Raw genomic sequence first — 24,782 nt, forward strand, 5'->3', positions numbered from 1 at the left:
GACCACGAAACCGCCGCGGACGGCCGTGTGAACGGCTCACAGCCCCCGCTAGCTTTCGCTACTCTTTTAGGGTCCGCTCCGGTATCGGAAGTACAGTCTAGACGTGACGCTGAAGGGACCGGTATGACGCTGACCGTACTCGTGCCGTCCTCTCTCGTCCGGGAGGCCGAGGACAAACGCGAGGCAACTCGCAAACTCGGCTACGTCGCCCGCGCGGCGACGGTGTTCCGGGCGGATCGGCTCGTCGTCTTCCCCGACCGGGAGGGCGAACGACGCTGGGGGGGCGAGTTCGTCGCAACGGTACTGCGATACGCCGCCACGCCCCCACACCTCCGAAAGGATCTGTGGGGGCGACGCGACGAACTCGAGTACGTCGGGGTTCTACCGCCCCTCCGCGTCCCGTCTATGACCGGCTCCGAATCAGACGGTTCGGGGTCGTTAACACAGGGAATCGTGACCGAGGTCGGACCTGACGGCCGCGTTCGGGTCAATTGCGAACTGCAACACCCGGTCTCGCTCCTCGCGCCTCCGTCGATGGAGGTCGAGGAGGGGACGCGCGTCGCCATCAGGATCTCTTCGCGAGAACCGGTCCGTGCGCGGATCGTCGACGAGCCCGTTCCGGGCTTCGACGTGTCCCGCACGGACCTCGAGGAAGCACTCGGCCGCGCCGACGCGGGCGTCGCGATCGCGACGTCCCGCCACGGCGAAGCGCTGACCACCTCGTGGCTGCCGCAGCTCGCCTCGCGCGTCGAGCGCGAGGGCGCGACAGTCGCGTTCGGGTCGCCCGGTCGTGGGCTTCCGGCCATCCTCGGCGTCGACGTCGAGGATGCGGTCGAACCCGCAGACGGTCCGGGGTTCGATCTCTGGCTGAATACGATTCCGCGACAGGGCAGCGAGGTGGTGCGAACCGAGGAAGCGTTGTTCGCCTCCCTCTCGCCCCTGACACTCACGGAGTGAACACATGCCACAACCAAGCAGACCACGAAAAGGTTCGATGGGCTTCAGCCCGCGTAAGCGTGCGGCCAAAGAGGTCCCACGCATCCGGTCGTGGCCCGACGACGACGGGTCCCCGGGAATCCAGGGTTTCGCCGGCTACAAGGCCGGAATGACCCAGGTGATGATGGTCAACGACGAGTCCAACTCCCCCCGCGAAGGGATGGAGGAGGCCGTGCCGGTGACCGTCGTCGAGACGCCGCCGATGCGCGCCGTCGCCCTTCGAGCCTACGAAGACACGCCGTACGGAGCAAAGCCGCTCACCGAGGTGTGGGCCAGCGAGTTCGAGGAGAGCCTCGACCGCACGCTCGACCTCCCGAACGAGGACACCTTCGACGACGACGCCGACGACCTCCGATCCGCGGTCGAGGCCGGCGACGTCGACGACGTGCGCCTCATCACCCACACCGTTCCGAGCGAGATGCAGAACGTCCCCAAAAAGAAGCCCGACGTGATGGAGACGCGCGTCGGCGGCGGATCCGTCGACGAGCGCGTCGACTTCGCGCTCGACCTCGTCGGAGACGGCGGCGAGCACGAGATCTCCGACGTCTTCCGCGCCGGCGAGTACCTCGACGTCGCGGGCGTCACGAAGGGGAAGGGGACGCAGGGCCCCGTCAAGCGGTGGGGCGTCCAGAAGCGGAAGGGCAAACACGCCCGCCAGGGATGGCGGCGCCGGATCGGCAACCTCGGTCCGTGGAACCCCTCCCGCGTGCGCTCGACCGTCCCCCAGCAAGGGCAGACGGGCTACCACCAGCGAACCGAACTGAACAAGCGCCTCATCGACATCGGTGAGGGCACAGAACCGACCGTCGACGGCGGCTTCGTCGGCTACGGCGAGGTCGACGGACCGCACGCGCTCGTCAAGGGCTCCCTCCCGGGGCCCGACAAGCGCCTCCTGCGGTTCCGCCCGGCGGTCCGACCCGGCGACCAGCCGCGTCTCGACCCCGAGGTGCGCTACGTGTCGACGGAATCGAATCAGGGATAAACAATGCAGGCAACAATTCGCGACCTGAACGGCGACGACGCCGGCACGCTCGACCTCCCGGAGGTCTTCGAGACGGCCTACCGTCCGGACCTCATCGAGCGCGCCGTGGTCGCCGCGCAGGCCAACCGAAAACAGGCGTACGGTGCCGACCCCTACGCGGGGCTGCGAACTCCGGCCGAGTCGTTCGGCAGCGGCCGCGGGATGGCGCACGTCCCCCGCGAGAACGGACGCGCCCGACGCGTTCCCCACGCCGTCAAGGGCCGGAAGGCGCACCCGCCGAAGGCGGAGAAAGACCAGGGCAAGGAGATCAACGACAAGGAGCGAAAGCTCGCCGTCCGCTCGGCGATCGCCGCCACGACGGACGACGAACTCGCCCGCGAGCGCGGCCACCGGTTCGACGACGACGTCGAACTCCCGCTCGTCGTCTCCGACGACTTCGAGGACCTCGTGAAGACCCGCGAGGTCGTCGACCTGCTCGAATCGCTCGGCGTCCACGCCGACGTCGAGCACTCCGACGAGAACAAGAAGGTGAAGGCCGGCCGCGGGAAGACCCGCGGACGGAAGTACACGCGTCCGAAGTCGATCCTCTTCGTCACGAGCGAAGAGCCCTCGAAGGCGGCGCGGAACCTCCCCGGCGCGGACGTGGTCACCGCGGCCAACGTGAGCGCCGAGGACCTCGCGCCCGGCACGCAGGCCGGTCGACTCACGCTGTTCACCGAGAGCGCGGTCGAGGAGGTGGCCGACCGATGAGTTCGCTCATCGAGCACCCCCTCGTCACGGAGAAGGCGATGGACGAGATGGACTACAGTAACAAGCTCCAGTTCATCGTCGACCTCGACGCCACGAAGGCGGACGTCGAAGACGAGGTCGAATCGCGCTACGAGGTGTCCGTCGTGAACGTGAACACGCAGATAACGCCACGAGGCGAGAAGAAGGCGACCGTCCGACTCCACGAGGACGACGACGCGCAGGAAGTCGCTTCGCGAATCGGGGTGTTCTGAACATGGGACGACGAATTCAAGGTCAGCGTCGCGGACGCGGCACGTCCACGTTCCGGGCACCGTCGCACCGCTACAAGGCCGAACTCTCGCACAAGAAGGACGAATCGGACGACACCATCTCCGGGACGGTCGTCGACATCGAGCACGACCCCGCACGCAGCGCGCCGGTCGTCGCCGTCGAGTTCGAGGACGGCGATCAGCGACTCGTCCTCGCGCCCGAGGGCGTCGCCGTCGGCGACACGATCCAGGTCGGTGTCAGCGCGGAGATCAAGCCCGGCAACACGCTCCCGCTCTCGGAGATCCCCGAGGGAGTTCCCGTCTGTAACGTCGAGAGCTCGCCCGGCGACGGCGGGAAGTTCGCCCGGGCCTCCGGGACCAGCGCACAGCTGATGACGCACGACCGCCGCGTCGCGGTCGTGAAGCTCCCCTCCGGGGAAGTCAAGCGGCTGAACCCGCAGTGCCGCGCCACCGTCGGCGTCGTCGCCGGCGGCGGTCGGACGGAGAAGCCGTTCGTGAAGGCCGGCAAGAAGCACCACAAAATGAAAGCGCGCGGCATCAAGTGGCCGCGCGTCCGCGGTGTCGCGATGAACGCCGTCGACCACCCGTTCGGTGGCGGCGGCCGCCAGCACCCCGGTCAGCCGAAGTCCGTCTCGCGGGACGCCCCGCCGGGACGGAAGGTCGGCGACATCGCCTCGAAGCGCACCGGTCGCGGTGGCAAAGGAGGCAAGGATAACTAATGAGTTCGGAATACCGCACCGGCCGCGAGGGTGAGTTCACCTACCGCGGTCACACGCTCGACGAGCTGCAGGAGCTGTCGCTCGACGAGGTCGCAGAACTGCTCCCCGCCCGACAGCGGCGAACCATCGAACGAGGACTCTCGGTCCAACAGGAGAAACTGCTGGAGACGGCCCGCGAGGCCGGCGTCCAGGAGACGGCCAACGATCCGATCCGGACCCACCTCAGGGACATGCCCATCCTCCCCGAATTCGTCGAGAAGACGTTCGAGGTGTACACGGGGCAGTCCTTCGAGCGCGTCCGCGTCGAGCCCGAGATGATCGGGCACTACCTGGGCGAGTTCCAGCTGACCCGAACGTCGGTCGAACACGGTCAGGCCGGCATCGGCGCGACCCGGTCCTCGAAGTTCGTGCCGCTCAAATAAACTATGGGTATCAACTACAGCGTCGAGGCCGACCCGGAGACCACCGCCAAGGGGATGCTCCGCGATCGGCCCATCAGCCTGAAGCACAGCAAGGCCATCTCCCGAGAGATCAAGGGGAAGACCGTCGCGGACGCGGAGGGGTACCTCCAGGACGTCATCGACGAGGAGCAGTCCGTTCCGTTCCGACAGCACAACACCGGTGTCGGACACCGATCCGACATCGACGGTTGGGACGCGGGCCGCTACCCCGAGAAGGCCTCGAAGGCGTTCCTCGAACTCCTCGAGAACGTCTCGTCGAACGCCGACGAGCAGGGGTTCGACGCCGCGGAGATGACGATCAAACACGTCGCCGCCCACAAGGTCGGCGAACGACAGGGCCGCAAGCCCCGCGCGTTCGGCAGTGCCGACCCGTGGAACACGCCGGTCTGTGACGTCGAACTCATCGTCGAAGAAGCCGAGGAGGTCGAAGCCTAATGGCCGACGAACACCAGTTCATCGAAGACGGACTGCAGCGCTCCCAGATCGACGAGTTCTTCGCCGACGAACTCGGTCGCGCCGGCTACGGCGGGATGGACGTCGCGAAGACGCCGATGGGAACCCAGATCGTCCTGAAGGCCGAAAAGCCCGGGATGGTCATCGGCAAGGGCGGGAAGAACATCCGGAAGGTCACCCGCGAGCTCGAGGAGCGGTTCAACCTCGACGACCCCCAGATCGACGTTCAGGAGGTCGACGAGCCCGACCTGAACGCCCGGATCGTCGCGGACCGACTGGCCAACGCCTTAGAGCGCGGCTGGTACTTCCGCAAGGCGGGCCACACCACGATCGACCGCATCATGGAGTCCGGCGCGCTGGGCGCCGAGATCGTCCTGAGCGGGAAGGTCACGGGTGCGCGCTCGCGCGTCGAGAAGTTCAACCGCGGCTACATCAAGCACAACGGCGAACCCGCCCAGGAGATCGTCGACGAGGGCCAGGGCGTCGCCGTGATGAAGCTCGGCACGATCGGCGTGACCGTGAAGATCATCCCGCCGGGCGCGGAACTGCCCGACGACTTCGAGATCCACGAGGACGTGGACGTCGAACCCGTCGAGCAGGTCGCCGAGAGCGAGGGCGTCGAATCGCTCCTCGAGGAAGAGCCCGAGGAGGTCCCCGACGTCGGCGAGGCCGACGAGGACGTCGAGGTCCCCGACGAGGCCCCCGAAGAGGTCATCGACGAGGACGTCGTCGAGGAAGTCATCGACGAAACCGAGGAGGAGCCCGTCGAGACGGGTGACGTCGACGATGAGGAGCCCGAAGAGGAACTCGACGAACTCGACGAGGAGGTCGAGGCGGAAGCCGAGGAACTCCTCGACGAGATGGAAGAGGCCGAAGCGGAATCGGACGCCGAGACCGAATCTGACGCCGACGAGGCCGAGGAGGACGAAGAATAATGGCGATCCTCTATCCCGCAGAGATTCGCGATATGACGGCCGCAGAGCGCGACGCCGAGCTCGAAGAGCTCGAGACCGAACTGCTCAACACGCGCGCCGTGCAGGCCGCCGGCGGCGCACCCGAGAATCCGGGGCGCGTCGGCGAGCTCAAGCGGACCATCGCGCGGATCAAGACGATCCAGGCCGAAGAAGGCGACCTCGACGAGGACCAGGAGTAACACCGCGATGGCACTGACACCCGAGACGCTGACGCGACACGAACTCAACGGCCTCCGCGTGGCCGTCGTCGACGCGCCCAACCCCGACCTCGTCGGGATCGAGGGGCGCGTCGTCGTCGAGACGATGCGGACGCTGCACGTGGACGTCAGCGAGAGCGACGCGGACGCGGTCGCCGTCGGAGACAGCGAGGCGCAGAGCGCCTCGGGGAGCCGGACTCCGTCCGGCGACGCCGACGCGGCCGAGGCGCGTCGCGCTCGGGTGAAACAGGTGCCGAAGGGGGGCACGACGTTCGAGTTCGCGCTCCCCTGCCGGGACGAGAGGCCCGGACGCACAGATGAAGCCGCCGACGCCGCGAAGGCGTCGGGGACCGCGTCCAAACTTCGATCGGATACTGCCGGCGGATTCGACGCCGGTCAGTCTGGTCGGCCTGCTGCGGACTCCGCAGCGGCTTCCCAGCGGAATGCCGGGAATTGCGAGGGCGTGGCCTACGTTACGGTGGATGGCACACGGCTGCTCTCACGACCCGCCTTGCGGACCGAGAAGGCAGGTGACACATTATGGCGATAGGACTGAACGTAGAAGAACCGGAGGAGACCTGCTCCGACGAGAACTGTCCCTTCCACGGAACGCTTTCCGTGCGCGGACAGACGCTCGAAGGAACGGTCGCCTCCACCGACATGGAGAAAACCGTCATTGTGGAGCGTGAATACGACGTTCACGTTCCCAAGTACGACCGCTACATGAAGCGGCGTAGTCGCATTCCGGCTCACGCACCCCCGTGCGTGGACCTCGAGGAAGGCGACACGGTGCGTATCGCAGAGACCCGACCGCTGTCGAAGACCAAGGCTCACGTCGTGGTCGAGACCCTCGGAGGTGCTGAGTGATGGAGGCCCTGAAAGCCGACGTCACGAAAGGCCTCGAACGGGGCTCGCTCATCACGTGCGCCGACAACACTGGCGCGCGCCAGTTGAAGGTCATCAGCGTGAAGGGTTCCTCAGGAACCAAGAACCGACACCCCAAGGCGGGCATCGGCGACCAGATCACCGTCTCGGTGACCAAAGGGACGCCGGAGATGCGCCGCCAGGTGCTGCAGGCCGTCATCGTCCGCCAGCGGAAACCGATCCGCCGACCGGACGGGACGCGCGTGAAGTTCGAGGACAACGCCGCCGTCATCATCGACGAGATGGACGAGCCTCGCGGGACCGAGATCAAGGGTCCCATCGCGCGAGAAGTGGCCGAGCGCTTCGGGAGCATCGCCTCGACGGCGACGATGATCGTCTGAACTCATGACCGAACAACCACGCAAACAGCGACTGCAGACGCAGAACGCGCCCCTGCACGAGCGGCAGGATCAGGTCCGCGCGACGCTGTCCGACGACCTCCGCGAGGAGTACGGACAGCGGAACGTTCGCGTCAACGCGGGCGACACCGTCGAGGTGCTCCGCGGCGACTACGCCGGCACGGAGGCCGAAGTCGTCGAGGTGGACCTCACGGACACGGTCGTTCACGTCGAAGACGTGACGGTCGAGAAGGCCGACGGCGAGGAAGTGCCTCGTCCCCTCGACGCCTCGAATCTCCGCGTGACCGAACTGGATCTGGAAGACGACCGCCGAGAGGCGCGACTGCAAGCGACGGAGGACGAAGAATGACCCGACACCAGAAGCGACTTTCGGCCCCGAACGCCTGGCCCGTCGAGCGGAAGACGGACACGTTCACGGTCAAGGCCGGCGCGGGTCCGCACGGAGAGGCGGGGGTTCCCCTGCTCATCCTCCTGCGGGACGTGCTCGGTTACGTCGACTCGAAGAAGGAGGCGCGCTACGCCCTGAACGAGGGCTCGGTCCTCGTCAACGGCGACGCGGTCTCCGACGAGCAGCGCCCGGTGGGGATGTTCGACATCCTCGCGTTCACCGAGCGCGAAGAGTACTACCGCGTCTTCCCCGAGGAGGGCGGACGCCTGGCGCTGACGCCCATCGATCCCGACGCGGCCGACGGCCGCCTCGGCAAGATCGTCCGAAAGCAGGACGTCAGCGGCGGCGACACGCAGCTGACGCTGCACGACGGCGCGAACATCCGCGTCGAGGACGCGAGCGAGTACGACACGAAGGACTCCCTCGTGATCGACAACGAGACCAAAGAGATCGTCGCGCACTTCGCCTACGAGGAGGGCGCGCTCGTCACCGCCGTCGACGGCTCGCACTCGGGCGAGATCGGCGAGGTCGACGAGATCGTCGTGACCGCCGGCAGCGGCGACAACACCGTCGTCGTCGAGGGCGACGAGAGCACCTTCGAGACGATCGAGGAGTACGTCGTCGTCATCGACGAGCAGTTCGTCGACGACGAGGACGCCGCCGAGGATTCGGACGCGGACGAGGAGTCCGCGTCCGACGACGGCGACGACGTCGAAGCCGACGGAGGTGACGACGAATGAGCGACGCGGAGTTCCACGAGATGCGCGAACCGCAGATCGAGAAGGTCGTCGTCCACATGGGCGTCGGCGAGGGCGGTCGCGAGCTCGCGAACGCCGAGGAGATCCTCGAAGAGATCGCCGGACAGCAGGCCGTCCGCACGCAGGCGACCCGCGCGGCGACCCAGTTCGGGTCGCGCGTCGGCGACCCGGTCGGCGCGAAGGTCACCCTTCGCGGCGAGGAGGCGGAGGCCTTCCTGGAGAAGTCGCTGCCGATCGCCGACCTCGTCGACCGACAGTTCGACGAGACGGGGAACTTCAGCTTCGGTGTCGAAGAGCACACCGACTTCCCCTCCCAGGAGTACGATCCGCAGATCGGTATCTACGGGCTCGACGTGACGGTCAACCTCGTCCGCCCCGGCTACCGAGTGAAAAAGCGTAACAAGGCGTCGCAGTCGATTCCGAACCGACACCGACTGACGCCCGAGGACGCGATCGTCTTCGTCGAGGACGCCTTCGACGTGGACGTGGAGGTCACAGACTCACAATGAGCGAATCAGAGACAGAACAGACGGGCGAACACGCGAGCCGGCGCACGGGCCAGAGCCACGAGTGCCGACGCTGCGGTCGCAACCAGGGACTCGTCGGTAAGTACGAGATCTACCTGTGCCGACAGTGCTTCCGCGAGGTCGCCCGCGAGATGGGATTCAAGAAGTACCGATAATTATGGCAGGAAACGATCCACTCGCCAACGCGCTCGCCGGCGTCGACAACGCCGAGAGCGTCGGGCACCTGTCCCACGAGATACAGCCCGCCTCAAACGTCATCGGCTCCGTCCTCGAGGTCTTCTACGACCGCGGGTACATCGACGGCTTCGAGTTCGTCGACGACGGCAAGGCCGGACGGTTCGAGGTCGAACTGAGCGGCGCAATCAACGAATGTGGTGCCGTCAAGCCCCGCTACTCGGCGGGCGCAGACGAGTTCGAGAAGTGGGAGAAGCGATACCTCCCCGCCCGTGACTACGGGACGCTCATCGTCACGACGAGCCACGGCGTCATGAGCCACTACGACGCCCGCGAACAGGGCATCGGTGGCCAAGTAATCGCCTACGTGTACTGAGACCATGACCAGAGTAGAAATCGAAATTCCGGACGAGGTCTCCGCCGAGGTGTCCAACCTCGAGCTGACGGTCGAGGGGCCGAACGGCAGCGTCACCCGGACGCTGTGGTACCCCTCCGTCAGCGTCAGCGTCGAGGACGACCAGGTCGTCATCGCCTCCGAGGAGGAGGACGCCAAGACGAACGCGACCGTCGGGACCTTCGAGAGCCACGTGTCGAACATGCTTCACGGGGTCACCGAAGGCTGGACGTACGAGATGGAAGTCTACTACGCCCACTTCCCGATGCAGGTCGACGTCGAGGGCGACGAGATCGTCATCGAGAACTTCCTCGGCGAGAAGTCCTCGCGACGGACGCCGATCCGCGGAGACACAGAGGTACAGGTCGACGGCGAAGTGGTCACCCTGACGGGTCCCTCGAAAGAGGACGTCGGGCAGACCGCCGCCGACATCGAACAGCTCACTCGCGTGACGGACAAGGACACGCGCGTCTTCCAGGACGGCGTCTACATCACGCAGAAGCCGCAGACCGGAGGTGCCTGAGATGGCTGACGAAGACGACATCGAAACACTCGAAGACATCAGCGGCGTCGGCCCCTCGAAGGCGGACGCGCTCCGAGAGGCCGGCTACGAGAGCGTCGACGACGTGAAAGCGGCCAGCCAGTCGGAGCTCGCAGAGGTCGACGGCGTCGGCAACGCGCTCGCGGCCCGTATCAAGGCCGACGTGGGCGGACTCGAGGTCTCAGAGGAGACCGAGGCCGAAGTCGAAGACGAGGCCGACGAGGAGGCCGACGAGGACGTCGAGACCGAACTCCGTCCCCGCGGCCACGCCGACAAGACGCCCGAGCTCGACGACGAGACCGCGCGCGCCCTCGGTCAGAAGCACCGAGAGGGCAAGCCCGCGTTCCGTCGTCAGAAGTACCACGCCAAAAAGCGCGTGCCCGAATCCTGGCGGAAGCCCCGCGGCAACCTCTCGAAGCAGCGCCGCGGCATCAAAGGAAAGGGCGATATGGTCGAGGCGGGCTTCCGCTCGCCGAAGGCCGCGCGCGGTCTGCACCCCTCGGGCTTCGAGGAGGTTCGCGTCCACAACGTCGACGACCTCGACGGTGTCGACGGGGACACTCAGGCCGCTCGCATCGCCTCCAAGGTCGGCGCGCGCAAGCGCGAGCGAATCGAGGAAGTGGCTGAGGACCGCGAGATCCGCGTCCTCAACCCGACCTACGTCGAAGTGGAGGTCGAAGAATAACGATGACGAATCTGAGAGCACAGAAGCGTATGGCGGCCGACGTCCTCGACGTCGGCAAAAGCCGCGTCTGGTTCGATCCAGACGAACAGTCCGAGATTGCGGAGGCCATCACCCGCGAGGACATCCGTGACCTGGTCGATCAGGGGACCATTCGCGCCGAAGACGCGAAGGGCAACTCCAAGGGTCGCGCCCGCGAACGCGCCGAGAAGCGCGCGTACGGCCACCGCAAGGGCCCCGGCTCCCGAAAGGGGAAAGCCGGCGGTCGGAAGAACTCGAAAGACGAATGGGTCAGCCGGATCCGCGCACAGCGTCGTCGCCTGAAGGAACTGCGCGACGACGGCCCGCTCACCGCGACGCAGTACCGCGAAGTGTACAACAAGGCGTCGGGTGGCGAGTTCGACGACGTGGCACGGCTCGAAGCATACATTCGGAACAACTACGACGTGGAGATAGAATAATGGCAACAGGACCACGGTACAAGGTGCCGATGCGGCGTCGCCGCGAGGTCCGGACGGACTACCACCAGAGGTTGCGCCTGCTGAAATCGGGCAAGCCCCGCCTCGTTGCTCGCACGAGCAACAAGCACGTCAGGGCGCAGCTGATCACCCCCGGACCCGACGGAGACGAAACGCACGCGGCCGCGTCCTCCGAGGATCTCGCCGAGTACGGCTGGGAGGCTCCCACTGGGAACCTGCCGAGCGCGTACCTGACGGGATTCCTCGCCGGAACGCGAGCCGTCGAGGCCGGCCTCGAAGAGGCGGTCCTCGACATCGGACTGAACACCGCGACGCCCGGTAACAAGGTGTTCGCGGTGCAGGAAGGAGCAATAGACGCTGGCCTCGAGATCCCGCACAGCGAGTCGGTTCTCGCGGACTGGTCGCGCAACCGCGGCGAGCACATCGCCGAGTACGCCGAGCAGCTCGACGAGCCCCTCTATTCGGGGGATTTCGACGCCACGAAACTCCCTGAGCACTTCGACGAAGTGCTCGAGCGACTACAGGAGGACGCATGAGCCAACGCAATAATGGCTGGACGCCGCGCACGCGGCTCGGCCGAATGGTACAGGACGGCGACATCACCACGATGGAACAGGCCCTCGAATCCGGGCTCCCGCTCAAAGAGCCGGAACTCGTCGATCAGCTCCTCCCGGGGCTGGACGACGAGGTGCTGGACATCAATATGGTCCAGCGGATGACCGACTCCGGCCGTCGGGTGAAGTTCCGCTGCGTCGTCGCGATCGGTAACCGCGACGGCTACCTCGGTTACGCCGAGGGGCGGGACGACCAGGTCGGATCGGCGATTCAAAAGGCGATCGACGTCGCGAAACTCAACATCATCTCGGTGGACCGCGGATCCGGTTCGTGGGAAGACTCCGCCGGCGGCCTCAACTCCCTCACGCGCAAGGCGGAGGGCAAGGCCGGCTCGGTGACCGTCGAGATTATGCCCGCGCCGCAGGGTCTCGGCCTCGCGGCCGCACCGACCGTCCGCAACATTCTCGAACTGGCGGGTATCCAGGACGCCTGGACCCGCTCGAACGGGAACACGCGGACGACGGTCAACCTCGCGAAGGCGACGTACAACGCGCTGCGGAACGCCTCGCAGTCGCGGACGCCGCGACGCGCCGCCGCCAAGCAGCGCGAGCAAGAGGTGAGCGAGTGATGCAAGCGATCGTTCAGCTCCGCGGCGACGTCAATATGAGCTCCGCCGTTCACGACACGCTCAAGATGCTCAACATCCACCACGTGAATCACTGCGCGTTCGTCCCGGAGACGGAGACGTACCGCGGGATGATCACGAAGGTCAACGACTACGTCGCGCACGGCGAACCGAGCGTCGACGCGGTCGAGACCGTCCTTCAGACGCGCGCGGAGCCCGCCGAGGGCGACGCGGACGTCGACGAGGAGTGGCTCTCCGAGCACACCGACTACGACGACTTCGGCGCGCTGGCGGAAGCGCTGGTCGACGAGGAGACGACGCTGCGCGAGCAGGGTCTCTCTCCGGTGCTTCGGCTGCACCCGCCTCGCGGCGGCCACCGCGGTCAGAAGCACCCGACGACCGAGGGCGGTCAGATCGGCAAGCACCAGACAGAAGCTATCGACGAACTCCTGGAGGACATGCGATGACGTCGAAGAAGCGACGCCAGCGCGGCTCCCGGACCCACGGCGGCGGCACGCACAAGAACCGGCGCGGCGCCGGTCACCGCGGCGGCCGCGGTCGCGCGGGTCGGGACAAACACGAGTTCCACAACTACGAACCGATCGGCAAACACGGCTTCAAGCGCCCCGAGGACGCGCAGCGAACGGTCGCCGAGGTCAACGTCCGGACGCTGGACGAGGACGCGGCGCTGCTCGTGGCGGACGATCTCGCCGAGCAGGACGGCGACGCCTACCACATCGACGCGCGTGACGTCGCCGAGGACGGCGAGGACGTCGACCTCGTGAAGGTGCTCGGCGGCGGGCAGGTCCGACAGGAACTGCACGTCGTCGCCGACGCCTTCTCCGACGGCGCCGTCGAACTCATCGAAGACGCCGGCGGCAGCGTCGAACTCACAGCGCGCGGCGAGGAGCTCCTCACCGAGGCCGAAGCCGACGAAGACGACGAAGACGCAGAGGAGTAATCTATGGGATGGAAGGAGGCCGCCGAACCGGTGCTGACGCGGATGCCGTCAGTCGCGCGTCCGGAGGGGCACGTCCCGTTCCGCCGGAAGCTCGGCTGGACCGCCGGGATCCTCGTGCTGTATTTCTTCCTGACGAACGTCCCGCTGTTCGGGCTGCAGACGGGCGGTGCGGGCAGCGACTTCTACGGGCAGTTCCGTAGCATCCTCGCCGGCGGACAGGGATCGATCATGCAGTTGGGTATCGGTCCGATCGTCACGGCGAGCATCGTGCTGCAGCTGCTCGGCGGTGCGGACCTGCTCGGGTTAGACACCAACGACCCCCGCGATCAGGTGCTGTATCAGGGTCTCCAGAAGCTGCTGGTGGTCGTGATGATCTGCCTGACGGGGCTTCCGATGGTGTTCGCCGGGAACTTCCTGCCACCGAGCGAGGCGCTCGGACAGTCGCTCGGCGTCGGCGTCGGCGGCGTCCGGGGGATCATCTTCGCGCAGATCTTCGTCGGTGGCGTCCTCATCCTGTTCATGGACGAAATCGTGAGCAAGTGGGGCGTCGGCTCCGGCGTCGGTCTGTTCATCATCGCCGGCGTGAGCCAGCAGCTCGTCGCCGGGTTGTTCAGCTGGCAGAGCCTCGGCGGGCAGAGTGGCTTCTTCCCCACGTGGGTCGGGATCATCACCGGCGCGGTCGAGGTCGGCTCGCCGCTGACGCCCGGCGGCCTCTCGGATCTCTTCCTCGGACAGGGACAGATTCTCGCGCTCATCACGACGGTCCTCATCTTCGCGGTCGTCGTCTACGCCGAGAGCGTCCGGGTCGAGATCCCGCTCTCGCACGCCAACGTAAAAGGCGCGCGAGGGCGATTCCCCGTGAAGCTCATCTACGCGAGCGTCCTGCCGATGATCCTCGTCCGCGCGCTGCAGGCGAACCTCCAGTTCCTCGGGCAGATCCTGAACAACTGGTGGGCGGGGATGCCGGCCTGGCTCGGCCAGTACACCCAGGGACAGGTCACTGGTGGCCTGTTCTGGTATATCGCGCCGATTCAGTCCCGACAGGACTGGATGTGGTTCCTCGGATTCACCTCCCAGGAGCCGACGGCAATCGCTGCCCGGGTCGCGATCGACCTGATCTTCATGATTATCGGCGGTGCGATCTTCGCCATCTTCTGGGTCGAGACGACGGGGATGGGCCCCGAAGCGACGGCCAAGCAGATCCAGAACTCCGGGATGCAGATCCCCGGGTTCCGGCGGAATCCGCAGGTGATCGAGAAGGTGATGGAACGCTACATCCCCCAGGTGACAGTCATCGGCGGCGCGCTCGTCGGTCTGCTGGCAGTCCTGGCGAATATGCTCGGCACCATCGGCGGCGTCTCCGGTACGGGGCTGCTGCTCACGGTCTCTATCACGTACAAGCTGTACGAAGAGATCGCAGAGGAGCAGCTGATGGAGATGCACCCGATGATGCGCGAGATGTTCAACAACTGACGGCCCGAAACCTGCGGAATCGCTTTATTTTTCACGATGGCGACTCGCGAGCCTGCCGACCGGTTCAACCTCACTCTGTAAGCCCGCCAAAGCGGTGTTCACTGATTCGAGGATATCACGCGGAACGTGCCCTCGTGCCCACCCAGAACCGTCGTGCTTTTGCCCGCGGATCGGATACGCTGTACCGACCGAATGGCCCGATACCACATCGAGACGTACGGCTGTACCTCCAACCGCGGCGAGAGCCGGCAGATCGAGAGCGCGCTCCGTGACGCCGGCCACTATCCCGTCGACGGCCCGGAGGCAGCCGACGTCGCCATTATGAACACCTGCACGGTGGTCGAGAAGACGGAGCGCAATATGCTCCGTCGGGCCAAAGAGCTGGAGTCGGAGACGGCGGACCTCATCATCACGGGCTGTATGGCGCTCGCACAGGGCGAGGAGTTCCGCGAGGAGGACGTCGACGCGCAGATCCTCCACTGGGACGACGTCCCCGCGGCGGTCACGAACGGCGAGTGCCCGAACCCGGGGCCGGGGACCGACCCCGTCCTCGACGGCGTCGTCGGGATTCTCCCGATCGCCCGGGGCTGCCTTTCGAACTGCTCGTACTGCATCACGAAGTTCGCGACCGGCCGGGTCGATTCCCCGCCGGTCGAGGAGAACGTCGAGAAGGCTCGCGCGCTGGTTCACGCGGGTGCGAAGGAGCTCCGAATCACGGGCCAGGACACCGGCGTCTACGGCTGGGACGAGGGGGACCGGAAGCTCCCGGAACTGCTCGATCGGATCTGCACCGAGATCGACGGCGACTTCCGGGTCCGACTGGGGATGGCCAACCCCGGCGGGATCCACGGCATCCGCGAGGAACTGGTCGAAGCCTTCGACCGCCACGAGCAGCTGTACAACTTCATCCACCTCCCGGTGCAGTCCGGCTCCGACACCGTCCTGGAGGATATGCGGCGACAGCACCGCGTCGAGAAGTTCCTCGAGATCGTCGAGACCTTCGATTCGACGTTGGACTACTGGACGCTCTCGACGGACTTCATCGTGGGCTTCCCGACCGAGACCGAGGAGGATCACGCCCAGAGTATGGCGCTCTTCCGCGAGGTGCGGCCCGAAAAGGTGAACGTCACCCGCTTCTCGAAGCGCCCCGGCACCGACGCCGCCGAGATGAAGGGCCTCGGCGGCACGGTGAAGAAGGAGCGCTCGAAGGAGATGTCCGAACTGAAGCGGGAGGTCGTCGCCGAGGCATACGAGTCGATGATCGGCGAGACTCGTCGCGTAATGGCCGTCCGCGAGGGCACGGGTGACTCGGTGAAGTGCCGCGACGAGGCGTACCGGCAGATCATCGTCCGGGACGCCACGGAGCGCGGGATCGAACCGGGCGACTTCCTCGACGTCGAGGTGACGAGTCACCAGACGGTCTACGCGTTCGGCGAGCCGGTCTGATCGTCGCTCTCGCCGCCGCTATCCTCTTTCTTCCTCGCCGCCCTCGGACGCCGCACCAATGCTGTCCTGGGACGCAACGTCGCGGTCGACGACGTCGCCTGCAGTTCCGTCGTCGGTCTCTCTCTCGGCGACCATCTCGTCGTTTCCACGGGCGATCGCGGTCCCGATGAGCCGGTTCGCTTGCGCATCCTCCTTCCACTCGCCGAGTTCCTTCGGATCGACGTGGACGAACACGTCGTCGACCTCCGGCATCGCGCGGATCGACTCGACGACGGCCGATTCGATGTCGTGGGCCTCGAACAGCGTCATATCACCTTCGACCTCGATGTGGAGGCTCACGTCGACCTCCGGGCCGACGTAATGGGCGACGACGTCGTGCGCGCCGCGGACCTGCGGGTGCTCGAGCGCGCGTTCGAGGATCTCACGGCGGAGTTTCTCCGGGGGAGCCGCGCCGACGAGGTAGTTCACGTTGTCGCGGACGATCTCATAGCCCGTGTAGAAGATGCCGAGGGAGACGACACCCGCGGCGATCGGATCGAGTACGGGCGCGCCGTAGGACGCGCCGAGGACGCCGACGAGCGCAGCGCCGGCGGTGAGAATGTCGTTTCGGTTGTCGAGCGCGGCGGCGACGACGGCGGGGGAGTGCCGCTCCTCGCCGACGCGGAGGCAGTAGCGGTAGAGGCCGTACTTCGCCCCCGCCGTCCCGAGCAGGACGACGACGCCCGCGGTCCCGGCCTCGACGCCGTAGGTGCCGTTCAGGACTGACGTGGTCGCGTTCCAGAGCACGGCCCCGCCGGCAGCGAAGACGCCGACGGCGACGAACAGCGAGACGAACGGCTCGATGCGCTCGTGGCCGTGGGGGTGCTCGAAGTCCGGCGGCTGGGTCGTCAGGTACAGCCCCGCGACGATGACGAGGCTGTAGACGCTGTCGGCGAGGCTATTGACGGCCTCCGAGCCGACGGCGAGGCTGCCGGTGAGTCCCCAGACGCCGCCCTTCGCGAGCACGAGAGCGAGGTTCACCGCGAGGATCACGAGGCCCACGCGGCGGACGACGCGCCTCCGGTCGTCGCTCATCGTCCGAGCGTACTCCTCGGGGGGCTAAGTCGCTTCGGTCGCCGGACGAGTACGACGCCGCCCGGGTCGCTTTCGACACGAAGACCTCGTCCCCGGAAGCCCCCGCGCGCTCGGCGAAGGCGGACCCGTCTATTCCCGATAGACGCGTCGCGTCCATCGGCGTCCCGCTCGCTCCGCTCGCGGGACTCCCGCCCGGCGGTTCTTCGGCGGCCATCGCCTGCCGAAGGCGTTCTGCATCGTAGCGCCCGGGCTGTCACTTGGCGAACAGTCGGCACCCGCGTCGACGACGTCCCCGTCACAGCGTCGTCGCTCTCGTCCCCGCGCCGACGTGCCGAGCAACCGCGACGCGGCGCGGGGTCGTCGTCAGATCACGGGCCGTCTGGCCGCGGGTTCGTACATAAGTCTACGGCTGGACGAGGTCGGGAACGCGAAGAAACGCATCCGAGAGATGGGTGCCGGCTCAGTCGCCGAAGTCCAGTCGGACGGCGCGGGTCGGGGCGTCGGCGTCGTCCTCGTGCTCACTTCTGGCTTCGTCGGTCGCCGCCGGCAGCGACGCGAACGCCCCGTGGAGGCGGTCGTAGGTCTCTTCGAGCGCTTCGACGATCACTTTCGTCCCCCCGATCACGGGCATGAAGTTCGTGTCGCCGCTCCAGCGCGGGACGAGGTGCGTGTGGACGTGGTCGTCGATCGACCCGCCTGCGGCGTCGCCGCCGAGGTTCTCGCCCGCGTTCACGCCGTCGGGGTGAAACGCCGCGTCGAGGGCGTCGATCGCCGCCACCTTCAGTCGGGCGTGATCCAGCAGTTCGGCGTCGGTCAGGTCGCCCCACTCGCCGGTGTGTCGATACGGGACGATCATCACGTGGCCGGGGTTGTACGGGTAGTTGTTCAGGATGACGAACGCGTGTTCTGAGCGGGCGACGATCCGGCTCTCTCGATCGTCCTCGCGCTCGGGGAGGACGCAGAAGGGGCATCCCTCGACGTTCTTCTCCTCGGGGTCGCGCTCGACCCACTCGATCCGCCAGGGGGCGAAGACCTGCTCCATCGTTTCGTCACTCACGCTGTCAGGATCTCACAGCCGTCCTCGGTGACGACGACGGTGTGTTCGGCCTGGCTCACGAGTTCGCCGTCGTCCTCCTTCAGGACGGGATAGCCGTGGAGGACGCCCTGTTGTTCCAGCCGCTTGATGGCCATCTCCGCCCGCGGCTCGTCGAGCCAGCGGGCCGCGAAGGGCAGCGTCTTGTACTCGTCTCTCACCTGTTCGAGGACCTGCCGCGCCGAGCGGTTCCGCACCGATCGATCGCGTTCGAGGCTGTAGATCTCCTCTTTCGACCCCTCGGTGACTTTCCCGCGACCGGTCGTCGCGAACGGTTCGATTGCGACGACGTCGCCGACTTCGAGTTCGATTCCGCGGTCGGTCCCGCGGTTCGGGATCGTCGGCCCGGTGTGTGCGTCCCACTGTTCGACGCCGTGGCCAGAGAGGTTCAGAACGGGCGTGTAGCCGTACCCGCGGATGACGTCCTCGATCTCCGCGCCGACCTCGCCGGTCTCGACGCCCGGCGCGACCGCGTCGAGGGCGGCGTCGAGCGCCTCCTCGGCGGCTTCGACGAGTTCGGCGTTGCCGGAGAGGTCGACCGTCACCGCGGCGTCGGCGATGTAACCGTCGACGTGGACGCCGCAGTCCAGACAGACCATCTCCTCGCCGAACTCTGTGTCGTCGTCGCGTCCCGGGGAGGCGTGTGAGGCCTCCTCGTCGACGCTGATGTTCGCGGGAAACGCGCAGCCGTCGGCGCGCGCTCGGATCTCCGCCTCCGCGAACTCGGCGACTTCCAGCTGTGTGACGCCCGGTTCGACCATCTCGGCGGCCTCGTCGAGCACCTCCCGAAGGACCGTTCCGGCCTCCCTGTACTTCTCCAGCGTCTCCTCGTCGAGGGGTCCGTCGCTCATACCGGAGTCATCGGACGAACGACCCAAAGAGGTTCCGAAGGCGTCGGTGGTCTGGTCGCGGTGGTTACCGATGACTGCAGCGGAGACCAGCCGCCGACGGCCAGGGAACCGCACAGCCGTCGACGCCCACGAGAAACGCTCAGCCGGCGACGGCCGCGACGAGGTCTTCGAGGTACTCGATCTCTTCCTCGAAGATGCCGTGGCCGCGGCCCTCGTAGCGGTCGAATCGGACGTCGGCGTTCAGCCGTTCGAAGACCTCGGCGGTCTCCTCCGCGCGCGACATCGGGATGTGGGGGTCGTCGTCGCTGACGCCGACGAAGAAGGGCATTCCGTCGACGTCGCCCGCGTGGTCGAACTCGGTGCCCTCCTCGCCGATCAGGCCGCCCGAGAGGAGCACGAGGCCGCCGTAGCGCTTCGGATCGCGCGCGACGAACTCCGAGACGAGACAGGCGCCCTGAGAGAACCCGACGAGGATCACTTTATCGGTGGGGAGCCCGCCCGACTGGGCCTCCCCGATCGCTCGGCCGAGGTGGGCGAGCGCCGAGTCGAGGTGGGGCTGGTTCCGCTCGATCGGCGCGAGGAAGCGGTTGGGGTACCAGGTGCCGCGCTGGGCCTGCGGGGCGACGTAGTAGATGCCGTCGCGGCCGAACTCCCGGGCGAACTGGAGCATCCCGTCGGCCCGCGCGCCCCGGCCGTGGACGAGGACGACCGCGGCGTCGGCGTCCTCCGGGGACGCGCCGGCGGTTCGGATCGGCTGCTCGGCGTGCGGGTCGGCGTCGGTATCCGGGGTCCCGTCGGCGTTCGAGGTACGTCGGTTCATTCGCTCGACCCTCCGTCCGCCTGGGCCTTTTCGCTTTCCGCCGCGGACGCCGCCTCCCCGGACGGCGAGTCGTCACCGCTCGCTTCCAGCGGCGGCAACGCCGACTCGATACGCTCGCGCTCGTCCTCCAGCCACGACGGGAGTTTGAGCTCAGAACCCAGGTCCTCGGCCGACTCGTCGATCCCGAATCCCGGGCCGTCGGTCGCGATCTCGAAGAGGATTCCGCCGGGCTCCCGGAAGTAGATCGACCGGAAGTACTGGCGGTCCTTCTGCGGCGTCACGAACTGCCCCGAGTCGGAGAGGCGCTCGCGCCAGGCCAGCTGCTCGTCTTCGTCGGCGGCGCGGAACGCGACGTGGTGGACGGTACCGACCCCGGGACGGCCCCGCGGCGGTCCGCGGTGGAGGACGTCCACGACGGTCGCGTGGTCGCCCGCAGCGGCGTAGCGGACGCGTTCGGCCCCGTCGTCGGCGTCGGCCTCGGAGCCGACGCGGTCGAAGCCGAGAACGTCCAGCACGTTCGCCGTCGCGTCCGGCTCCGCGGAGTGCAGCGTGACGCCGAAGAAGCCCCGAATCCCGTGCTCGTCGGGCACCGGGCCGTCGCTCCACGGTTCGATCGGCGAGTCCGCGGGATCGGTCTCGACCAGTTCGAGCGGTTGCCCGTCCGGGTCCTCGAACGGGAGGACCGCCGCGTCGAAGCGGGTCCGCCGCTCGCCGACCGTCGCGTTCGACTTCCGGAGCCGTTCCGCCCAGTAGTCGAGACTGCCCTCGGGGACGGCGAAGGCGGTCGCGACCGCCTGCCCGCGGCCGGGCCGTCCCTGCCGCGTCCCCTCGAAGGGGAAGAAGGTGAGCGCGGTACCCGGCGAGCCGGTATCGTCGCCGTAGTAGAGGTGATACGTCGTCGCGTCGTCGAAGTTGACCGTCCGCTTGACGAGTCGCAGTCCGAGGACCGCCGTGTAGAACCGGAGGTTCTCCTGCGGGTCGCCCGCGACGGCCGAGATGTGGTGGATTCCGTCGGTTTGCATAGTGTCTGTGTCTCCTCGCGTTCCGGAAGGGTCCTGCCCGAACAGGTGATCCGCGCGCCAGGCCAATCCGGTATCGCTCTGTTACCTACTAAAGAAGCGAAACCATTTGTATCTTCGCGGACGAAGGTGTGACCAGGTGACGCCTGTGTCCCCAGACTCTCAGGACAAATACGACGAGGACGCGTGCTCGGTGATCGACTCGCTCGAACAGATCGGATCGCAGTGGCGGCTCATCGTCCTGCACGACCTCCAAGAGGGCGAGAAGCGCTTCAACGAACTCAAGCGCTCGACGGACGCCAGCTCCCGGACGCTTTCGCGCGTCCTCGACGACCTCCAGGAACTCGGGTTCGTCAATCGCCGGCTGGAGGAGGACGCGCCGGTGGCGACGTACTACTCGCTGACGCCGAAGGGGCGGTCGCTGTGTCCCGTGTTCGACGAGATCGAGGCGTGGGCCGACGAGTGGCTGCACGCGACGCCGACCGGCGAGGACCCCGCGGCCGTGGCCGCCGACGGCGGTTCGACGGACGAGGAGGCCGGCGACGGCGAGACGAGCGATTCGGAACGGGAAACGGTGTCGGAAACGGCCGAATAACCGGGGTTAGACGCCCTCGACGAGCCGTCGGAGCTGTTCGGGCGGAACGGCACCGCGGGCGGCGTGGCCCTCGTAGGCGAACGTCGGCACGCCGGTGACGCCCTGGCGCTGGGCCTCGCGGAACTGCGATTCGAGCGCGGACCGCCGTTCGTCGTCGCCGAGCGCCTCGCGGACGACGTCGGCGTCGACGTCGACGTCTTCGGCGATATCGACGAGCACGTCCTCCGAGCCGATGTCTCGCTCGTCGTGCCACAGCGCCTCGAAGACGCCCTCGTCGAAGTCGAGCCAGGTCTCGTACCCGTATCGATCACGGATCACCACGGAGACGAGTTGCGCGGGCAGGGAGTCGACGTCGGTCGCCAACTCGACCGCCATCTCGTCGGCGCCGTACTTCTCCCGCAGCTTTCGGACGTTCGTTTTGGCCTGTTCGTAGTAGGCGTCGTCCTTGCCGTCGTCGGCGTCGTGGTCGATCGTCCCGTCGGCGTTCCGCTTGCCCGAGCGGAGGTCGAACGGGTGCCAGTCGATCCGCAGTTCCTCCTCGCGCTCGGATTGGTACTCCGAGAGGGAGCGTCGCCCGAGATAGCAGAACGGGCAGACGTAATCGGAGTAGACGGTGATGCGATCGGTCGACGTCGCTGTCTCGGATTCGGCGGTGGCGTCTGACATCTCCGGATGGGAAGAGCGCCGCACGTAAGAAGTCGTCCCGCGTGTGCGCGGGGGCGGACCGGGCGACGAGGAACGCGGAACAGTCGCCTTGCGGACCAGGAACGGCACCGACCGCCTCCCTGAGGTGTCGGGAAGCAGTACACATACGGTCCCCGAGTGACAACTCTCGGCCGGTGATGAAAGCGCAGGACTTCCTGACGTCTGATTGGGACTACTGTCTGGTCCTCGATGCGTGCCGCTACGACGTGTTCTGTGACGTCTACGAGGAGTATCTCGACGGAACGGTCGAAAAACGCCGGAGCGCGGGGTCGTCGACGCCGGAGTGGGCCTCCCGGACGTTTACCGGTCACCACGACATCGCGTACTTCTCGGGCAATCCCTTCATCAACGATCTCGGAATTCCGCTGAACGAACTCAAATGGGGTGCCAGCTGCGATTACGAGTGGACCGCGAACGAGCACATCGCGGACGTCGTCGACGTCTGGAAACACGGCTGGGACGACGAACTCGGGACGGTCCCCCCCGAGAACCTCGAAGCGTCGCTGACGGAGCGACGGGACCTCGTCGAGCGCAACGAGCGGACGGTCCTCCACTATATGCAACCGCACGCGCCGTATCTCTCTCGCGGTACGGGACAGAAGCTGAAACAGATACAGAAGGGCATCCGCAGACAGGAAGACGAAGAGACGACGGCGGCGGACGGCGGCGGCCCCATCGCCGCGCTCGGCCAGACCGTTCGCCCCCGGATCGAGAGCGCTCTGGAGGGCAGCGAACTCGCCCAGAAGGCGGGACTGTGGCTGGAACTCGACCCCGTCGACCTCGTCCAGAACGGGACCCGCGAGACCGCCTTCGAACTCCACGAAGAGAACCTCCGCATCGCGCTCGAATCGATCGCCGACCTGGTCCCGAAACTCGACGGCACGGTCGTCGTCACCGCGGACCACGGGGAGGCCTTCGGTGAGGAGGGCGTCTGGGAACACCACATCGAGACGCACATCCCCGCGCTCGTGGACGTCCCCTGGCTCGTCGTGGAGTGAAACGCGTGTTCGTGGCTCGTCGTGGAGTTGCGGCGTGTCCCCGCGCTCGACGTCGACTGCAGCCTTCGCGGGAGCGTCGCGCCTCCGGTACGAGACTGTGTCGGTGATATACCCCCGTAATTTTGCCGGAGGTCGCAACGATAACGGCAGTAATTTACGCCCGGTGCGGAAAGAGCCGGATGTTTATGAGCTACGACCAGATCGAGGTCCCCGATTCCGGGGAGAAGATCACGCTCGCCGACGAGGAGACCGGGGAACTGGACGTTCCGGACACGCCGATCATCCCGATCATCCACGGCGACGGGATCGGCACCGACGTCGGACCGGCGGCGCAGAAGGTCCTCGACGCCGCGGCGGAGGCGACCGGTCGCTCCGTCGAGTGGATGCGCGTCTACGCCGGCGAGTCCGCCCGGGAGAAGTACGGTGAGAACCTGCCCGAGGACACGGTGCAGGCGATCCGAGACCACCGCGTCGCGATCAAGGGCCCACTCACGACGCCCGTCGGCGCGGGCTTCCGCTCGCTGAACGTCGCACTCCGCAAGAAACTCGACCTCTACGCGAACGTCCGCCCGACCTATCATATCGACGGCGTCCCCTCGCCCGTGAAGGACCCCAGCGCGATGGATATGGTCACGTTCCGGGAGAACACCGAGGACGTCTACGCCGGCATCGAGTGGGAGGCAGGCACCGACGAGGTCGAGCAGGTGAAGCAGTTCGTCGAAGAGGAGATGGGCGCAGACGACGTGATCCACGACGGACCGGTCGGCATCGGCGTCAAGCCGATCACCGAGTTCGGCACGAAGCGGCTGGTCCGCGAGGCCATCGACTACGCGCTCGCGAACGACCGCGACACCGTCACCCTGGTCCACAAGGGGAACATCATGAAGTTCACCGAGGGCGCGTTCCGCGACTGGGGCTACGAGGTCGCAGACGAGGAGTACGGCGACGACGTGATCGTCGAGGACGAACTCTGGGAGGAGTACGACGGCGAGGCACCCGAGGGCACGCTGGTCGTCAACGACCGCATCGCGGACAATATGCTCCAGCAGCTCCTCACCCGGACGGACGAGTACGACGTCATCGCGACGATGAACCTCAACGGGGACTACATGTCCGACGCCGCCGGCGCACAGATCGGCGGGCTCGGCATCGCGCCGGGCGCGAACTACGGTCACGGGCTCTGTCTGGCCGAACCGGTTCACGGCTCCGCGCCCAAGTACGCCGGTCAGGACAAGGTGAACCCGACCGCGATGATCCTCTCGGGTCGAGAGATGTTCGAGTACCTCGGCTGGAAGGACGCCGGCCAACTGATCCGCGACGCCGTCGAGAAGACCATCTCCTCGGGCGACGTCACCTACGACCTCCACCGACAGATCGAGGGCGGCACGAAGCTCGCGACGAGCGAGTTCGCCGAGGCGGTCGTCGAGAACATCCACGACCTCGCCTGAGGCTGCGAGCGCCACTCGCGTTTCTCGCGCTCCGAGAATCGTTCTTTTTCGAGGCGTCGGGAGGCCGAAGGTTCAAATCCGACAGCGCCGAA

At 66.9% G+C, this 24,782-nt stretch carries 35 protein-coding genes; 29 read left to right on the plus strand and 6 right to left on the minus strand.

The features are described 5' to 3' along the window. The first annotated feature begins 123 nt into the window (after nt 1-123). From NO876_RS02675 to NO876_RS02800, 26 genes are all read left to right on the plus strand, one after another. Entirely contained in the window at nt 124-957 is an 834-nt protein-coding gene (locus NO876_RS02675) for an RNA methyltransferase (protein WP_256420111.1), read from the plus strand. 4 nt (nt 958-961) lie between these two features. Continuing rightward, nucleotides 962-1,978: a 50S ribosomal protein L3 gene (locus NO876_RS02680; RefSeq protein WP_256420112.1), complete on the plus strand. Its 1,017-nt coding sequence runs from the start codon at nt 962-964 to the stop codon at nt 1,976-1,978. 3 nt (nt 1,979-1,981) lie between these two features. Continuing rightward, nucleotides 1,982-2,728: a 50S ribosomal protein L4 gene (gene rpl4p / locus NO876_RS02685; RefSeq protein WP_256420113.1), complete on the plus strand. Its 747-nt coding sequence runs from the start codon at nt 1,982-1,984 to the stop codon at nt 2,726-2,728. Continuing rightward, nucleotides 2,725-2,979, plus strand: a complete 255-nt coding sequence (locus tag NO876_RS02690; protein WP_256420114.1) for a 50S ribosomal protein L23 — start codon at nt 2,725-2,727, stop codon at nt 2,977-2,979. The genes rpl4p and NO876_RS02690 overlap by 4 nt, the downstream gene beginning before the upstream one ends. Before the next feature lie 2 nt (nt 2,980-2,981). Continuing rightward, on the plus strand, nt 2,982-3,716 hold the full coding sequence (locus tag NO876_RS02695) for a 50S ribosomal protein L2 (RefSeq protein WP_256420115.1): 735 nt from the start codon (nt 2,982-2,984) through the stop codon (nt 3,714-3,716). Continuing rightward, entirely contained in the window at nt 3,716-4,138 is a 423-nt protein-coding gene (locus NO876_RS02700) for a 30S ribosomal protein S19 (RefSeq protein WP_256420116.1), read from the plus strand. Before NO876_RS02695 ends, NO876_RS02700 begins: the two co-directional genes overlap by 1 nt. 3 nt (nt 4,139-4,141) lie before the next feature. Then, nucleotides 4,142-4,612: a 50S ribosomal protein L22 gene (locus NO876_RS02705; protein WP_256420117.1), complete on the plus strand. Its 471-nt coding sequence runs from the start codon at nt 4,142-4,144 to the stop codon at nt 4,610-4,612. After that, nucleotides 4,612-5,565, plus strand: a complete 954-nt coding sequence (locus NO876_RS02710) for a 30S ribosomal protein S3 (protein ID WP_256420118.1) — start codon at nt 4,612-4,614, stop codon at nt 5,563-5,565. Before NO876_RS02705 ends, NO876_RS02710 begins: the two co-directional genes overlap by 1 nt. Further along, nucleotides 5,565-5,783, plus strand: coding sequence for a 50S ribosomal protein L29 (gene rpmC, locus NO876_RS02715; RefSeq protein WP_256420120.1), 219 nt, complete (start codon nt 5,565-5,567; stop codon nt 5,781-5,783). The genes NO876_RS02710 and rpmC overlap by 1 nt, the downstream gene beginning before the upstream one ends. A gap of 7 nt (nt 5,784-5,790) precedes the next feature. Beyond that, the gene (locus NO876_RS02720; protein WP_256420121.1) at nt 5,791-6,351 is read left to right on the plus strand and encodes a ribonuclease P protein component 1; all 561 of its coding nucleotides are present in this window, start codon (nt 5,791-5,793) and stop codon (nt 6,349-6,351) included. Then, complete coding sequence (locus tag NO876_RS02725) at nt 6,342-6,668, plus strand: 30S ribosomal protein S17 (protein ID WP_103990655.1); 327 nt, start codon at nt 6,342-6,344, stop codon at nt 6,666-6,668. The genes NO876_RS02720 and NO876_RS02725 overlap by 10 nt, the downstream gene beginning before the upstream one ends. Further along, the gene (locus NO876_RS02730) at nt 6,668-7,066 is read left to right on the plus strand and encodes a 50S ribosomal protein L14 (RefSeq protein ID WP_256306164.1); all 399 of its coding nucleotides are present in this window, start codon (nt 6,668-6,670) and stop codon (nt 7,064-7,066) included. The genes NO876_RS02725 and NO876_RS02730 overlap by 1 nt, the downstream gene beginning before the upstream one ends. A gap of 4 nt (nt 7,067-7,070) precedes the next feature. After that, entirely contained in the window at nt 7,071-7,433 is a 363-nt protein-coding gene (rplX, locus tag NO876_RS02735) for a 50S ribosomal protein L24 (RefSeq protein WP_256420122.1), read from the plus strand. Next, nucleotides 7,430-8,212, plus strand: coding sequence for a 30S ribosomal protein S4e (locus NO876_RS02740; RefSeq protein WP_256420123.1), 783 nt, complete (start codon nt 7,430-7,432; stop codon nt 8,210-8,212). Before rplX ends, NO876_RS02740 begins: the two co-directional genes overlap by 4 nt. Beyond that, a complete protein-coding gene (locus tag NO876_RS02745) occupies nt 8,209-8,739 on the plus strand; it encodes a 50S ribosomal protein L5 (protein ID WP_256420124.1) in 531 nt (176 codons plus the stop codon). The genes NO876_RS02740 and NO876_RS02745 overlap by 4 nt, the downstream gene beginning before the upstream one ends. Then, complete coding sequence (locus NO876_RS02750) at nt 8,736-8,912, plus strand: 30S ribosomal protein S14 (RefSeq protein ID WP_049985035.1); 177 nt, start codon at nt 8,736-8,738, stop codon at nt 8,910-8,912. The genes NO876_RS02745 and NO876_RS02750 overlap by 4 nt, the downstream gene beginning before the upstream one ends. A gap of 2 nt (nt 8,913-8,914) precedes the next feature. After that, the gene (locus NO876_RS02755) at nt 8,915-9,307 is read left to right on the plus strand and encodes a 30S ribosomal protein S8 (RefSeq protein WP_256420125.1); all 393 of its coding nucleotides are present in this window, start codon (nt 8,915-8,917) and stop codon (nt 9,305-9,307) included. Nucleotides 9,308-9,311: 4 nt separating this feature from the next. Continuing rightward, nucleotides 9,312-9,848: a 50S ribosomal protein L6 gene (locus tag NO876_RS02760; protein ID WP_256420126.1), complete on the plus strand. Its 537-nt coding sequence runs from the start codon at nt 9,312-9,314 to the stop codon at nt 9,846-9,848. A gap of 1 nt (nt 9,849) precedes the next feature. Continuing rightward, nucleotides 9,850-10,551 (plus strand): 50S ribosomal protein L32e, encoded by a 702-nt coding sequence (locus NO876_RS02765; protein WP_256420127.1) that lies wholly within the window; start codon nt 9,850-9,852, stop codon nt 10,549-10,551. Between the two features lie 2 nt (nt 10,552-10,553). Further along, nucleotides 10,554-11,009, plus strand: a complete 456-nt coding sequence (locus NO876_RS02770; protein ID WP_256420128.1) for a 50S ribosomal protein L19e — start codon at nt 10,554-10,556, stop codon at nt 11,007-11,009. Beyond that, complete coding sequence (locus tag NO876_RS02775; RefSeq protein ID WP_256420129.1) at nt 11,009-11,563, plus strand: 50S ribosomal protein L18; 555 nt, start codon at nt 11,009-11,011, stop codon at nt 11,561-11,563. The genes NO876_RS02770 and NO876_RS02775 overlap by 1 nt, the downstream gene beginning before the upstream one ends. After that, nucleotides 11,560-12,210 carry a 30S ribosomal protein S5 gene (locus NO876_RS02780; RefSeq protein ID WP_256420130.1) on the plus strand — a complete coding sequence of 217 codons (651 nt, stop codon included), beginning with the start codon at nt 11,560-11,562 and terminating at the stop codon, nt 12,208-12,210. Before NO876_RS02775 ends, NO876_RS02780 begins: the two co-directional genes overlap by 4 nt. Continuing rightward, a complete protein-coding gene (locus NO876_RS02785) occupies nt 12,210-12,674 on the plus strand; it encodes a 50S ribosomal protein L30 (protein WP_256420131.1) in 465 nt (154 codons plus the stop codon). Before NO876_RS02780 ends, NO876_RS02785 begins: the two co-directional genes overlap by 1 nt. Then, nucleotides 12,671-13,168, plus strand: a complete 498-nt coding sequence (locus NO876_RS02790) for an uL15m family ribosomal protein (protein ID WP_256420132.1) — start codon at nt 12,671-12,673, stop codon at nt 13,166-13,168. Before NO876_RS02785 ends, NO876_RS02790 begins: the two co-directional genes overlap by 4 nt. A gap of 3 nt (nt 13,169-13,171) precedes the next feature. Next, complete coding sequence (gene secY / locus NO876_RS02795) at nt 13,172-14,641, plus strand: preprotein translocase subunit SecY (protein ID WP_256420133.1); 1,470 nt, start codon at nt 13,172-13,174, stop codon at nt 14,639-14,641. A 192-nt stretch (nt 14,642-14,833) separates the two neighbouring features. Further along, complete coding sequence (locus tag NO876_RS02800; RefSeq protein ID WP_256420134.1) at nt 14,834-16,087, plus strand: tRNA (N(6)-L-threonylcarbamoyladenosine(37)-C(2))-methylthiotransferase; 1,254 nt, start codon at nt 14,834-14,836, stop codon at nt 16,085-16,087. 18 nt (nt 16,088-16,105) lie between these two features. Here NO876_RS02800 and NO876_RS02805 read toward each other — a convergent pair whose 3' ends face one another. From NO876_RS02805 to NO876_RS02825, 5 genes are all read right to left on the minus strand, one after another. Beyond that, a complete protein-coding gene (locus NO876_RS02805) occupies nt 16,106-17,161 on the minus strand; it encodes a cation diffusion facilitator family transporter (protein WP_256420135.1) in 1,056 nt (351 codons plus the stop codon). 460 nt (nt 17,162-17,621) lie between these two features. Continuing rightward, on the minus strand, nt 17,622-18,203 hold the full coding sequence (locus NO876_RS02810; RefSeq protein WP_256420249.1) for an HIT family protein: 582 nt from the start codon (nt 18,201-18,203) through the stop codon (nt 17,622-17,624). An 11-nt stretch (nt 18,204-18,214) separates the two neighbouring features. After that, nucleotides 18,215-19,105, minus strand: a complete 891-nt coding sequence (map, locus tag NO876_RS02815) for a type II methionyl aminopeptidase (RefSeq protein ID WP_256420136.1) — start codon at nt 19,103-19,105, stop codon at nt 18,215-18,217. Nucleotides 19,106-19,244: 139 nt separating this feature from the next. Beyond that, on the minus strand, nt 19,245-19,925 hold the full coding sequence (locus tag NO876_RS02820) for an alpha/beta hydrolase (RefSeq protein ID WP_256420137.1): 681 nt from the start codon (nt 19,923-19,925) through the stop codon (nt 19,245-19,247). Beyond that, nucleotides 19,922-20,947, minus strand: a complete 1,026-nt coding sequence (locus NO876_RS02825; RefSeq protein WP_256420138.1) for a ring-cleaving dioxygenase — start codon at nt 20,945-20,947, stop codon at nt 19,922-19,924. The genes NO876_RS02820 and NO876_RS02825 overlap by 4 nt, the downstream gene beginning before the upstream one ends. 145 nt (nt 20,948-21,092) lie before the next feature. On the opposite strand from NO876_RS02825, the gene NO876_RS02830 reads away from it, so the two are divergent. Next, nucleotides 21,093-21,539 (plus strand): winged helix-turn-helix transcriptional regulator, encoded by a 447-nt coding sequence (locus NO876_RS02830; RefSeq protein WP_256420139.1) that lies wholly within the window; start codon nt 21,093-21,095, stop codon nt 21,537-21,539. A 6-nt stretch (nt 21,540-21,545) separates the two neighbouring features. On the opposite strand, the gene NO876_RS02835 is transcribed toward NO876_RS02830, so the two are convergent. Then, complete coding sequence (locus tag NO876_RS02835) at nt 21,546-22,205, minus strand: DsbA family oxidoreductase (RefSeq protein WP_256420140.1); 660 nt, start codon at nt 22,203-22,205, stop codon at nt 21,546-21,548. 176 nt (nt 22,206-22,381) lie between these two features. Between NO876_RS02835 and NO876_RS02840 the strand changes: the two genes are divergently transcribed. Then, entirely contained in the window at nt 22,382-23,242 is an 861-nt protein-coding gene (locus NO876_RS02840) for a hypothetical protein (RefSeq protein ID WP_256420141.1), read from the plus strand. Between the two features lie 185 nt (nt 23,243-23,427). Continuing rightward, entirely contained in the window at nt 23,428-24,690 is a 1,263-nt protein-coding gene (gene icd / locus NO876_RS02845) for an isocitrate dehydrogenase (NADP(+)) (RefSeq protein WP_256420142.1), read from the plus strand. Nucleotides 24,691-24,782: the final 92 nt, after the last annotated feature.

It is taken from the genome of Halobellus rarus (assembly GCF_024494595.1).
Taxonomy (GTDB): Archaea; Halobacteriota; Halobacteria; order Halobacteriales; family Haloferacaceae; genus Haloquadratum; species Haloquadratum rarum.

Coding starts and splice junctions, on each gene's coding strand:
- NO876_RS02675 (WP_256420111.1), top strand. CDS start 124: ATGACGCTGACCGTACTCGTGCCGTCCTCTCTCGTCCGGGAGGCCGAG.
- NO876_RS02680 (WP_256420112.1), top strand. CDS start 962: ATGCCACAACCAAGCAGACCACGAAAAGGTTCGATGGGCTTCAGCCCG.
- rpl4p (WP_256420113.1), top strand. CDS start 1,982: ATGCAGGCAACAATTCGCGACCTGAACGGCGACGACGCCGGCACGCTC.
- NO876_RS02690 (WP_256420114.1), top strand. CDS start 2,725: ATGAGTTCGCTCATCGAGCACCCCCTCGTCACGGAGAAGGCGATGGAC.
- NO876_RS02695 (WP_256420115.1), top strand. CDS start 2,982: ATGGGACGACGAATTCAAGGTCAGCGTCGCGGACGCGGCACGTCCACG.
- NO876_RS02700 (WP_256420116.1), top strand. CDS start 3,716: ATGAGTTCGGAATACCGCACCGGCCGCGAGGGTGAGTTCACCTACCGC.
- NO876_RS02705 (WP_256420117.1), top strand. CDS start 4,142: ATGGGTATCAACTACAGCGTCGAGGCCGACCCGGAGACCACCGCCAAG.
- NO876_RS02710 (WP_256420118.1), top strand. CDS start 4,612: ATGGCCGACGAACACCAGTTCATCGAAGACGGACTGCAGCGCTCCCAG.
- rpmC (WP_256420120.1), top strand. CDS start 5,565: ATGGCGATCCTCTATCCCGCAGAGATTCGCGATATGACGGCCGCAGAG.
- NO876_RS02720 (WP_256420121.1), top strand. CDS start 5,791: ATGGCACTGACACCCGAGACGCTGACGCGACACGAACTCAACGGCCTC.
- NO876_RS02725 (WP_103990655.1), top strand. CDS start 6,342: ATGGCGATAGGACTGAACGTAGAAGAACCGGAGGAGACCTGCTCCGAC.
- NO876_RS02730 (WP_256306164.1), top strand. CDS start 6,668: ATGGAGGCCCTGAAAGCCGACGTCACGAAAGGCCTCGAACGGGGCTCG.
- rplX (WP_256420122.1), top strand. CDS start 7,071: ATGACCGAACAACCACGCAAACAGCGACTGCAGACGCAGAACGCGCCC.
- NO876_RS02740 (WP_256420123.1), top strand. CDS start 7,430: ATGACCCGACACCAGAAGCGACTTTCGGCCCCGAACGCCTGGCCCGTC.
- NO876_RS02745 (WP_256420124.1), top strand. CDS start 8,209: ATGAGCGACGCGGAGTTCCACGAGATGCGCGAACCGCAGATCGAGAAG.
- NO876_RS02750 (WP_049985035.1), top strand. CDS start 8,736: ATGAGCGAATCAGAGACAGAACAGACGGGCGAACACGCGAGCCGGCGC.
- NO876_RS02755 (WP_256420125.1), top strand. CDS start 8,915: ATGGCAGGAAACGATCCACTCGCCAACGCGCTCGCCGGCGTCGACAAC.
- NO876_RS02760 (WP_256420126.1), top strand. CDS start 9,312: ATGACCAGAGTAGAAATCGAAATTCCGGACGAGGTCTCCGCCGAGGTG.
- NO876_RS02765 (WP_256420127.1), top strand. CDS start 9,850: ATGGCTGACGAAGACGACATCGAAACACTCGAAGACATCAGCGGCGTC.
- NO876_RS02770 (WP_256420128.1), top strand. CDS start 10,554: ATGACGAATCTGAGAGCACAGAAGCGTATGGCGGCCGACGTCCTCGAC.
- NO876_RS02775 (WP_256420129.1), top strand. CDS start 11,009: ATGGCAACAGGACCACGGTACAAGGTGCCGATGCGGCGTCGCCGCGAG.
- NO876_RS02780 (WP_256420130.1), top strand. CDS start 11,560: ATGAGCCAACGCAATAATGGCTGGACGCCGCGCACGCGGCTCGGCCGA.
- NO876_RS02785 (WP_256420131.1), top strand. CDS start 12,210: ATGCAAGCGATCGTTCAGCTCCGCGGCGACGTCAATATGAGCTCCGCC.
- NO876_RS02790 (WP_256420132.1), top strand. CDS start 12,671: ATGACGTCGAAGAAGCGACGCCAGCGCGGCTCCCGGACCCACGGCGGC.
- secY (WP_256420133.1), top strand. CDS start 13,172: ATGGGATGGAAGGAGGCCGCCGAACCGGTGCTGACGCGGATGCCGTCA.
- NO876_RS02800 (WP_256420134.1), top strand. CDS start 14,834: ATGGCCCGATACCACATCGAGACGTACGGCTGTACCTCCAACCGCGGC.
- NO876_RS02805 (WP_256420135.1), bottom strand. CDS start 17,161: ATGAGCGACGACCGGAGGCGCGTCGTCCGCCGCGTGGGCCTCGTGATC.
- NO876_RS02810 (WP_256420249.1), bottom strand. CDS start 18,203: ATGGAGCAGGTCTTCGCCCCCTGGCGGATCGAGTGGGTCGAGCGCGAC.
- map (WP_256420136.1), bottom strand. CDS start 19,105: ATGAGCGACGGACCCCTCGACGAGGAGACGCTGGAGAAGTACAGGGAG.
- NO876_RS02820 (WP_256420137.1), bottom strand. CDS start 19,925: ATGAACCGACGTACCTCGAACGCCGACGGGACCCCGGATACCGACGCC.
- NO876_RS02825 (WP_256420138.1), bottom strand. CDS start 20,947: ATGCAAACCGACGGAATCCACCACATCTCGGCCGTCGCGGGCGACCCG.
- NO876_RS02835 (WP_256420140.1), bottom strand. CDS start 22,205: ATGTCAGACGCCACCGCCGAATCCGAGACAGCGACGTCGACCGATCGC.
- NO876_RS02840 (WP_256420141.1), top strand. CDS start 22,382: ATGAAAGCGCAGGACTTCCTGACGTCTGATTGGGACTACTGTCTGGTC.
- icd (WP_256420142.1), top strand. CDS start 23,428: ATGAGCTACGACCAGATCGAGGTCCCCGATTCCGGGGAGAAGATCACG.